Annotated in this window: 10 protein-coding genes; 7 read left to right on the top strand and 3 right to left on the bottom strand. The window is 37.9% G+C overall.

What is annotated here, in order from left to right; all coding sequences use genetic code 11:
- Nucleotides 1-183 precede the first annotated feature (183 nt).
- Nucleotides 184-642, top strand: a complete 459-nt coding sequence (locus F6K54_RS32785; RefSeq protein ID WP_293087399.1) for a hypothetical protein — start codon at nucleotides 184-186, stop codon at nucleotides 640-642.
- A 185-nt stretch (nucleotides 643-827) separates the two neighbouring features.
- Here F6K54_RS32785 and cobO read toward each other — a convergent pair whose 3' ends face one another.
- Nucleotides 828-1,436 carry a cob(I)yrinic acid a,c-diamide adenosyltransferase gene (cobO, locus tag F6K54_RS32790; RefSeq protein WP_293087401.1) on the bottom strand — a complete coding sequence of 203 codons (609 nt, stop codon included), beginning with the start codon at nucleotides 1,434-1,436 and terminating at the stop codon, nucleotides 828-830.
- Between the two features lie 504 nt (nucleotides 1,437-1,940).
- Here cobO and F6K54_RS32795 point away from each other — a divergent pair.
- Nucleotides 1,941-2,414, top strand: a complete 474-nt coding sequence (locus F6K54_RS32795; RefSeq protein WP_293087404.1) for a hypothetical protein — start codon at nucleotides 1,941-1,943, stop codon at nucleotides 2,412-2,414.
- Nucleotides 2,415-2,519: 105 nt separating this feature from the next.
- A complete protein-coding gene (locus F6K54_RS32800) occupies nucleotides 2,520-5,099 on the top strand; it encodes a tetratricopeptide repeat protein (protein ID WP_293087407.1) in 2,580 nt (859 codons plus the stop codon).
- A gap of 247 nt (nucleotides 5,100-5,346) precedes the next feature.
- Here the strand turns inward: F6K54_RS32800 and F6K54_RS32805 are convergent, their stop codons facing one another.
- The gene (locus F6K54_RS32805) at nucleotides 5,347-5,682 is read right to left on the bottom strand and encodes a XisI protein (RefSeq protein ID WP_293087410.1); all 336 of its coding nucleotides are present in this window, start codon (nucleotides 5,680-5,682) and stop codon (nucleotides 5,347-5,349) included.
- A gap of 116 nt (nucleotides 5,683-5,798) precedes the next feature.
- The gene (locus F6K54_RS32810; protein WP_293087413.1) at nucleotides 5,799-6,218 is read right to left on the bottom strand and encodes a XisH family protein; all 420 of its coding nucleotides are present in this window, start codon (nucleotides 6,216-6,218) and stop codon (nucleotides 5,799-5,801) included.
- A gap of 231 nt (nucleotides 6,219-6,449) precedes the next feature.
- On the opposite strand from F6K54_RS32810, the gene F6K54_RS32815 reads away from it, so the two are divergent.
- From F6K54_RS32815 to F6K54_RS32830, 4 genes are all read left to right on the top strand, one after another.
- Complete coding sequence (locus F6K54_RS32815) at nucleotides 6,450-6,704, top strand: hypothetical protein (RefSeq protein WP_293087416.1); 255 nt, start codon at nucleotides 6,450-6,452, stop codon at nucleotides 6,702-6,704.
- Nucleotides 6,701-7,048, top strand: a complete 348-nt coding sequence (locus F6K54_RS32820) for a type II toxin-antitoxin system RelE/ParE family toxin (protein ID WP_293087419.1) — start codon at nucleotides 6,701-6,703, stop codon at nucleotides 7,046-7,048. Before F6K54_RS32815 ends, F6K54_RS32820 begins: the two co-directional genes overlap by 4 nt.
- A 391-nt stretch (nucleotides 7,049-7,439) precedes the next feature.
- Entirely contained in the window at nucleotides 7,440-8,675 is a 1,236-nt protein-coding gene (gene glp, locus F6K54_RS32825) for a gephyrin-like molybdotransferase Glp (RefSeq protein ID WP_293087422.1), read from the top strand.
- Nucleotides 8,676-9,023: 348 nt separating this feature from the next.
- Nucleotides 9,024-9,656, top strand: a complete 633-nt coding sequence (locus tag F6K54_RS32830; RefSeq protein ID WP_293087425.1) for a response regulator transcription factor — start codon at nucleotides 9,024-9,026, stop codon at nucleotides 9,654-9,656.
- Nucleotides 9,657-9,751: the final 95 nt, after the last annotated feature.

Raw genomic sequence — 9,751 nt, forward strand, 5'->3', positions numbered from 1 at the left:
AGGGAACAGGGAACAGGCGGGAGTTTCAGTAAAATTAGACAATGCCAGATTTTACCTTCTTCCTTCTTCCTTCTTCCTTCTTCCTTCTTCACTTTGAGAAACTAACACAAATTGTTAAAACAATAGATTTTTATCCTTTTATAAAGATATGATAATGGTGTAGATAACAATTAAGTAATATTCGTGATTTTTAGGTTAGTGGCGATCGCCACCTACTTAATATTGACCTATAATTCAGTAGATAGGCCAATAGTACAGTATAAAACTATTTCTCTTAAATATAAAGAAGAAAGGCCCAAATTTTCTTCAAAAACAGATGATGATCGTACATTGCTGAGTAATGGAATTTACCTTTTTGGTCAGTCTCCACAGCCAGAGCAAATTCAGAATGAGTATTTTGTATTCAAGCTACAAAATGGTAAAGTCATAGGCGCTGTTTATTTACCTCATTCAGCTTTTTATTGCTTTTATGGAATTTATGAGCAAAATAGCTTAGATGTAAAAGTTGTAGATAGTTATGATAATAGTGCTTCTGATTACATAGTAGATTTACAAAAATATCATTGGATCGACCGTGTTAGTGAAAATGATGCCAGGATATTAAGTACTTGCCAAACTAACCATCAAAATTTGGCTTGGTAATTTTAACAATTAATAATTAATAATTAATAATTAATTATTACCTCTCCTTTAAAACGGATAGGATTGATGCTTAAGGAAATTTTTTCTTTTTATCTCTTTAAAAGGGAAGGCTTTAAACAACAATTTTTCGTTTAATATTACCTAAATCTAACTAAGTAAAAAGCTAAATTTGCTCCTTGCAGATATTAATATTCAATACCGGGTTGCGCCCTCACACCTTGTTCTCTAAAAGGATGCTTAATCATCTTCATTTCTGTAACTAAATCTGCCCTTTCAATTAATTCTGGAGGGGCACCCCTACCTGTAAGAATAACATGAGAATCTTCTGGTTTCTCTTCTAAACCAGCTAACAAGTCTTCTAACTTTAAATAACCCAATTTCAAACTAACATTAATCTCATCAAGTAATACTAATTTAAAATCTGGGTTGCGGATATAAGATAAAGCCAAATTCCAAGCTTCATAAACTTTTTTAATATCGCGATCGCGGTCTTGAGTTTCCCAAGTAAAGCCTTCTCCCAAAGCATGAAAAGATAATTGTTCGCCCCATGTAGTAAACACTCTTTTTTCTGCGGGTTCCCAAGCACCTTTGATAAATTGAACAATTGCCACTCGATAATCATGACCTAAGGAGCGCATTACCATACCCAATGCTGCCGTGGTTTTGCCCTTACCGTTGCCAGTATTGACAATAATTAAGCCTTTTTCCCGAGCAGCTTGAGATACTCGTTGTTCTTGTACTTCTTTGCGACGCTGCATTTTCTGTTTGTATTGTTCGGCAGTTAGAGATGTCATATCAGTTATCAGTTATCAGTGTACAAAATAGTTTATTATCACAATTAGTATTAGTTTGTCAATTTAGTAATTTTGCCTAATTTTTGTAGATAATAGATGTATCCAGAAAATAAACTTGCTCTTTATTTGCTATAAAGTAGAGTTTCATTAATTGATAATGGATAATTGATAATTACCTCTGGTTAAAACCGTTACGGAATTGAATAGAAGGAGATATTATTTCTTCTCTTGGTTGATTGGATATGCTTAGGGAACCCATCCATCCCTCAACCGCTTTTTTTTCCCTTAAAAGGGGAGGCTTTAAACCAAAATTATTTAATAATTAATAATTAATAATTCGGTAATAACTCAAAAAATGATTTCCCCTGTTTTTTTCCTAAAAATATCTTCCCTATTCTTTACTTTTACAAAAAGTCTATATCTTTTTCGGAAAAGTCTAATATATTGGTGTAATTATAATCAGAATTTATTTTTTATTTATTAACTTCTTGAGGAATATAAATAATGGAACCTATAGAATTAACTGCAACAGCGATCGCCTACCTTCTTTTAAATAAATATGTGGAAAAAGCAGGGGAGGGTTTAAGTGAAAAGACTTTTGAGCTAGCGGGTAAGTTATGGCAACGGATAAAAGGAATGCCTGGGAATACTTTTGCTGCTTTGAAACCTGCACAAGAAAATCCTTTTCCTGAAGATTTTGAGCGAGCGATACGGGAAATGGAGGCGGTGGCCAATCAAAACTCGGAACTTAACCAAGATATTATTGATGTGGTTGCGGTTGCTAAAGAGGAACATCCAGAATATGTGAAAAATCTTGAGGCGAAGTTGGAACAAATGAAGTCTCAAGGAACCGTAACTGCTGAGAATATTAATGCTCTGTTTCAGGAAAGCACTATTACTGGAAGTGCTGTAAATAGGGATCATAATAATAATGTAGTTATTCAAAATCCCACATTTAATGCTCCAGTTAACTTTTGACAGCAGACGTCGGGAGGGGCACCGACAAAGAAAAGTACCCAATCTCAACATCCTAACCAAAAATACTATATTCCTGGGGAGGAATATTTAGACAATAAGGTTTTTGTGGGTAGGGAAAACGAACTTGCCCAACTCGACGCATTGCTAAAAAATAATCAACGGGTTGCTGTTACTTCTATTTCGGGAATGGGGGGTGTGGGTAAAACGGAACTTTCCCGTCGATACGCTCATGGTAATAAGTCTGCTTACCCTGGTGGTATCTGTTGGTTGGAAGTACCTGCCGAGAATGTGGGTATTCAGATACTCATGTTTGCTCAGAATAATCTCGGACTTATTCTCCCGGAAGAGGAAGAATTACCCGGAAAGTTGCACTACTGTTGGCAACATTGGTGTGAGGGAGAGGCGTTACTTATTTATAATGATGTGACTGACTACGAAACTCAGGTAAAGCCTTTTTTGCCTCCCGACTTGTCTCGGTTTCGGGTACTGCTGACGACTCGTAAATATCTTGGTTCGGCATTTCAGTCCTTGCCTCTGGATGTATTGACACCTTCGGCAGCGATGGAGTTATTAAAGTCTATATTGTTGCCAAGAAAAAGAGTTTTGCAGGAACCCCAGTCAGCAAAAGCCAGGGAACTTTTGAAATGGTTGGGTTATTTGCCTCTGGCGATTCAATTAGTGGGGCAATTTTTAGATCAGTATTGGGAGACTTTGAATAGGGATAATTTGGCTTTGACAAAAATGCTCCAGCGTTTACAGGGAAAAAGTCTGGAACATCGGGCGATGTTGGCTAATGAGTTGATTAATTATCCTAATGGTGTGGCAGAGGCGATCGCTTTGAGTTGGGATAGGTTGGATAAAAAGACTCAAGAAATAGGTTTGCGGTTGGGGTTGTATGCTTTGGCTCCTTTTCGTTTGTCGTTGGATCAAATAGAGGATGATGAGGAGTTGGAGGTTTGGGAAATTGCTATTGGGGATTTGCTAAATCTGCATTTGTTGAAGGGTGTTGAGTATGGGATTTATAGTTTGCATCCTTTGGTGCGGGAATTTTTGCAGATGAAGTTGAGAGAATATTCGGGGGTGGATGAGTTGAGGCGTGGTTTTGTTGAGGCGATGGTGGAGGCGGCGAGGAAAATTCCTGATGAAATTACAATTACACGGCAGCAAGTTCAGGAAGTTGAGGTTGATATTCCTCATATTGAGGAGGTAGCAGAAAATTTAACTGAGTATTTGAGTGATGATGATTTGATTGTTCCTTTTAATAGGTTAGGTCGGTTTTATGAAGGTCAAGGATTTTATCCACAGGCACAACCTTGGTTAGAGAAGGGTAAAGAAATAGCAGAAAAACGGCTGGATAAAGATAACTCTGATGTTGCGACTCTCTACAACAACCTAGCTTTATTATATGAATCTCTTGGGAAATATGAAGCAGCAGAACCTTTGTACCTGCAAGCCATTGAAATCGACAAAATCGCCCTACCGGAAAATCATCCACAGCTTGCCACCCATCTCAACAACCTAGCTTTATTATATGAATCTCTTGGGAAATACGAAGCAGCAGAACCTTTGTACATGCAAGCTATTGAAATCGTCAAAACCGCCCTACCGGAAAATCATCCCTCTCTTGCTAGCAGTCTCAACAACCTAGCAAGTTTATATTATTATCAAGGGAAATACGAAGCAGCAGAACCTTTGTACCAACAAGCCATTGAAATTGACAAAACCGCCCTAGCGGAAAATCATCCCTCTCTTGCTAGCAGTCTCAACAACCTAGCAAGTTTATATTATTATCAAGGGAAATACGAAGCAGCAGAACCTTTGTTCCTGCAAGCTATTGAAATCGACAAAACCGCCCTAGCGGAAAATCATCCCTCCCTTGCTAGCAGTCTCAACAACCTAGCAGAATTATATTATTATCAAGGGAAATACGAAGCAGCAGAACCTTTGTACCAACAAGCTCTTGAAATTGTCAAAATCGCCCTACCGAAAAATCATCCTGAACTTGCCATCCACCTCAACAACCTAGCAGAATTATATCGTTCTCAAGGGAAATACGAAGCAGCAGAACCTTTGTACCAACAAGCCATTGAAATCGACAAAATCGCCCTACCGGAAAATCATCCACAGCTTGCCATCCACCTCAACAACCTAGCAGAATTATATCGTTCTCAAGGGAAATACGAAGCAGCAGAACCTTTGTACCAACAAGCCATTGAAATCGACAAAATCGCCCTACCGGAAAATCATCCACAGCTTGCCATCCACCTCAACAACCTAGCTTTATTATATAAATCTCTTGGGAAGTACGAAGCAGCAGAACCTTTGTTCCTGCAAGCCATTGAAATCGTCAAAATTGCTCTACCCGCAAATCATCCCAACCTTGCCACCCACCTCAACAACCTAGCTTTATTATATAAATCTCTTGGGAAGTACGAAGCAGCAGAACCTTTGTACCTGCAAGCTATTGAAATCGCCAAAATTACCCTACCGGAAAATCATCCATTACTTGCCACCCACCTCAACAACCTAGCAGGATTATATTATTCTCAAGGGAAATACGAAGCAGCAGAACCTTTGTTCAAAAAAACACTGGATATTTTAGAACAAAAATTAGGTGGGGAACATCCTCATACTAAGATGGCGCGAAAAAATCTCCAACTTTGTCGGCAACAATTTCTGGAGTAGGGGAGTGAGGGAGCAGGGGAGTAGGGGAGATCGAATTTTGTCTGCTCAGTTTTGCTGATAACTGATAACTGATATAGCGCTACGCGCAAGGCAACAGGCAACAGGCAACAGGCAACAGGAGAATACAAAAGAGTTTTCCTACGGAATGCTGCGCAAACAGCTTCTATTCATGTCCTAACCTTAATGCGTAGCGCTATAACTGAAAAAGTTCGGGCCCGAATTTATGTCTAGCTTTTCTTTTCCTCAATTAAGCAACTCCATAATCAGTATATTCCCGCATTTCAGGAGCTTGAAATCCCAGAACAATATCTTCTTTTGGTACTCCTTGTTCCACAAGTTCTTGAGCAATTCTGATTTCCGTCATATTTTGCTCTACCCAAATCTTTTCTCCTTTAATATCCAAATGTAAAACACAACCATAAGCTCGCCGATAACCATCCCATCCTACATTCATAACCATATAATGGTCTTGTTTTGTATCAAAAACCGTGTAATTATCTATCTGACCATTTGATATGGGTATAGCAGCATAAACTGTTAATAAAGACTGAATAATATTGCGATAAGATTCTAATTTATCCATCTTACAATTATATCATGTTCGGTTGAATAGTTATGATTAGGATATAGATGGAAGAGACACTTCAAACTCTTGAGATTGCTTCCTTCCACTCCGTTCCAGTCGCAATGACTTTATAGTTAGTGTTTATCCGAACATGATATTACCTCCTGTTTTGGGTCATAAATAATTAGTTTTATTTCATACCTTTCTAAAGATATTTGGGCAAATTCCCGCTTCAAAAAAGTATTATAAGCAAGCACAGGTATTGCTAAATATAAAATTCGTGTTGGCTCGCTAATTTCTAAAGCTAACCGATAATTCAAGAACTGTCCTAAAGCACCATGGTAATCTGTTAATGGCGAATCAGTCAAAAAACTTTTAATCTCAACTGCAATTTTTTCTTCACCGCGCTCTGCTGCTAATAATTGTTCTGCACCTAAATCAATTTCAAATTTAGTTCCGCCTACTTCCAGTAACAGGGGATCGTCGGTTATCTGCCATTTTTCCTTTTCCAAAGCAATTCTAACCACAGCATGAAATTTATCTTTAGCAGCCATTTTTACCCTTTTCTAATTTACTCATTATTATGGTTGAATTGTAATATCTGAAAAGAAAAGCGCTGTAAACTATAGAATTCAGAATTCATAATTGGTAAATTTACCTTTAATTCTAATCTTGTCTGCTCAAAATATCAACTTTTTGAACTTTAGCAACTGAAAAGGAGCGATCGCCTGCCCACTATGTTAATATAAATAAAATTAAATTATCAATCAAAATATCAACAATATATGTCAATTACAATTAACCTGACTCCAGAATTAGAAGCACAACTCCAGGAAAAAGCAAGTCAAAAGGGACAGGATATTTCCCTAGTTGTCAGCGAATTACTTGCCAGAGTTTTAGAGTGGGAAACTGCTGATACCGAAGAAGCTATTAAAGCTATTCAGCAAGGGTTAGATGATTTTGAAAATGGACGATTTCGTTCTTTTGATGAGTTTGCTGAAGCACAACGCCGTAAATATAATTTGGCATTAGAAGAATGAAGTATCAAATAGAAATTTCTAGTGTTGCAGAAGCAGAAGCAGATACAGCATTTCAATGGTTGTGTCAAGTTGCATCAATTGAAACAGCAAGACATTGGTATCAAGAGTTGTTAAAAACTATAGAATCTCTATCAGAAATGCCAAAGCGTTGTCCTTTAGCGCGAGAAAATGACTACTTCAGTCAAGAAATTCGGCAACTTATCTACGGTAGGGGGCGTAATTCATATCGAATTATTTTCACTATTGTAGAGAGTCAAGAAGTTTCTAGAGTTCGGATTATTCATATTCGCCACGCTGCACAGCAAACAATTGGTGAGGCTAAAGATAACTCTGAGGAAACTTAATTGCTAAAAATATCATATTCAGTTGAAATTTTTCACCCCAAAGTAGTCTGTAGAGTGGGCCAATAGTCATGTATTTAGATTCATGGTCAACCTTTTGAGATTTGCCCACCTTATCTTAAACAGCGATCGCTAATTTTTAAGCAGACATTATATCAATTTTTTCATTTTCTAGAGCTTCATAAAATTTTTGCCAGGTCAACTGGGTTGCATTCAGAAAAAATCCATGATACTATTTGTATAGTTTGATGTTTTCGCACCTACGCATGACTTTTTATTCAACTAAGAATTAGAAAAGGCTTGATACCCTTCAACAAGAACAAAAACAAAAGAGAAAGGATGTCAAATACAATCTATAATTAAAATGACGCAAATCTTATATTATAGATTGAAAATGCTACCAGTTGACCAAGCAGAGTCAATCATTTTAAACCTAGTACAACCCTTAAATACCCAGAGGGATGTAGAAAAAGTAGACCTCTTAACCGCATCGGGGCGCATATTAGCCACCCCAGTCACCAGTAAACTGAATTTTCCCCACTGGGATAATTCAGCAATGGACGGCTATGCAGTCAAATTTACAGATGTCAAAAACTCTAGTCCCGAAAATCCAACAGCCTTAGAAATAATAGAAGAAATTCCAGCCGGGTATCAACCTCAACAGCAAGTTCAACCAGGACAAACAGCTCGTATATTTACAGGTGCTTGTATGCCTGTAGGAGCAGATACAGTAGTCATGCAAGAAGTAACTCAACGACAAGGCAACAAAGTACTCATCCAAGAAACCCCAAAACCCCAAGAATTTGTAAGATATCGTGGTTCATTTTATACCGCTGGTACTCCCTTACTCCAGCCTGGAATTATCTTAGGTGCTTCAGAAATAGCAGTATTAGCAGCACTTCAATGTCCAGAAATAACAATTTATCGCCGACCTAGAGTCGGAATATTGTCCACAGGCAACGAATTAGTCACGCCAGACCAACCCCTACAACCAGGTCAGTTAGTAGACTCAAATCAATATGCCTTAGCAGTAGCTGTAGCACAAACAGGTGCAGAAGTAATACGACTGGGTATTGTCCCAGATGAACGAGAAATATTGAAAAAAACTATAGCTGAAGCGATCGCAACTACAGACTTTTTACTGTCCACCGGAGGAGTCTCAGTAGGAGACTATGATTATGTAGAAGATATTCTCAAAGAGTTAGGAGCAGAAATTCATATTCATTCTGTGGCAGTTAAACCAGGAAAACCATTAACTGTTGCGAAATTTGCTGATGCTCAATGTGTATATTTCGGTTTGCCAGGAAACCCAGTTTCAGCCTTAGTGAGTTTTTGGCGGTTTGTCCAACCAGCACTAAAAAAATTGGCAGGAGTAGAGCAAGCAGCATGGGGGCCAGAATTTGTCACGGCGCGATCGCTTCAAGATTTACACTCCAACGGCAAAAGAGAAACTTATCTATGGGGTCAACTAAAATCAGGAAGAAATGGCCATGAATTTCAACTTGCGGGAGGCAGTCACAGCTCTGGAAATTTAATTAATTTAGCTGGTAGTACAGGTTTAGCAGTTGTACCATTGAATGAAACTTTGATAAGGACAGGTGAGTCAGTACAAGTGTTAAAAATCAGTTGACGCTCGTCAACATCAGGAAAATAAAAAGGTAATTATGGAACAGTTAATAATCAGTCACTTCAGTTATCAGTTATCAGTTATCAGTTATCAGTACCTCCTGTAATAGGGAGGCTACGAAAATACGGAATTCTCTTTTCTCTTGGTCTCATGGATATGGTTCTGAGACCTTGCCATCCCACCCTATGGTAAGCTTTCCGTAAGGAAAGCTATCGCAAACGCTAACGAACTTTATTATCCCCTGAAAAGGGGAGGGTATAGACCTTATTTTTTGGTTAACAAGAGCAAATACGAAATCAGGAAAATAAAAAGGTAATTATGGAAAAGTTAACAACCAGTCAACAAGAGCAGATACGAATTTTAATTGTGGATGATGATCCAATGATGCAACTTGGGTTAGAGCAAGTTTTGGGCGATTATTCCAATATTGAAATAGTAGGGTTAGCAGATAATGGTAAGTTGGGTGTGTCAGAAGCGATCGAAAAAAAACCAGATTTAGTAGTTATGGATATTGCCATGCCAGAACTTGATGGCATTGCAGCTACTCAGCAAATTAAGGAAAAACTCCCAGATACACGAGTGGTTGTACTTACATCTCACGATAGTCAGCAAGAAGTTCTGGGTGCATTATCTAGTGGCGCAGATGCATATTGTGTAAAGGGGGCGAGTATAGAAAGGTTGATATCTGCTATTACTGCTGCTATAGATGGTGCTACTTATCTAGATCCACAAGTGGGGAGAATGGTGATTCAAAATTTGCAACCAGCATCACCAGCAGTGCCAGAAAATTCAGCTAATTTGTCATCTAGAGAATTAGATGTTTTAAAATTGTTGGTAGAGGGTAAGACTAATACTGAAATTGCTAAAGACCTTTTTTTGAGTCCCAATACTATTAAAACTCATGTTAAAGGTATTATGAATAAACTAGCAGTTGACGACCGAGTTAAAGCAGCGGTTGTTGCTTTGAGAACAGGTTTGGTGTGAATTTGACTTTCAATAATTTAGAATTTAGAATTACCTCTTCTTATAAATAATAGGATTGGATCAAAGGATTTTTTTTCTTTTTATCTCGTAAGAGG

This window comes from Okeania sp. SIO3B5 (assembly GCF_010692555.1).
GTDB lineage: Bacteria > Cyanobacteriota > Cyanobacteriia > Cyanobacteriales > Microcoleaceae > Okeania.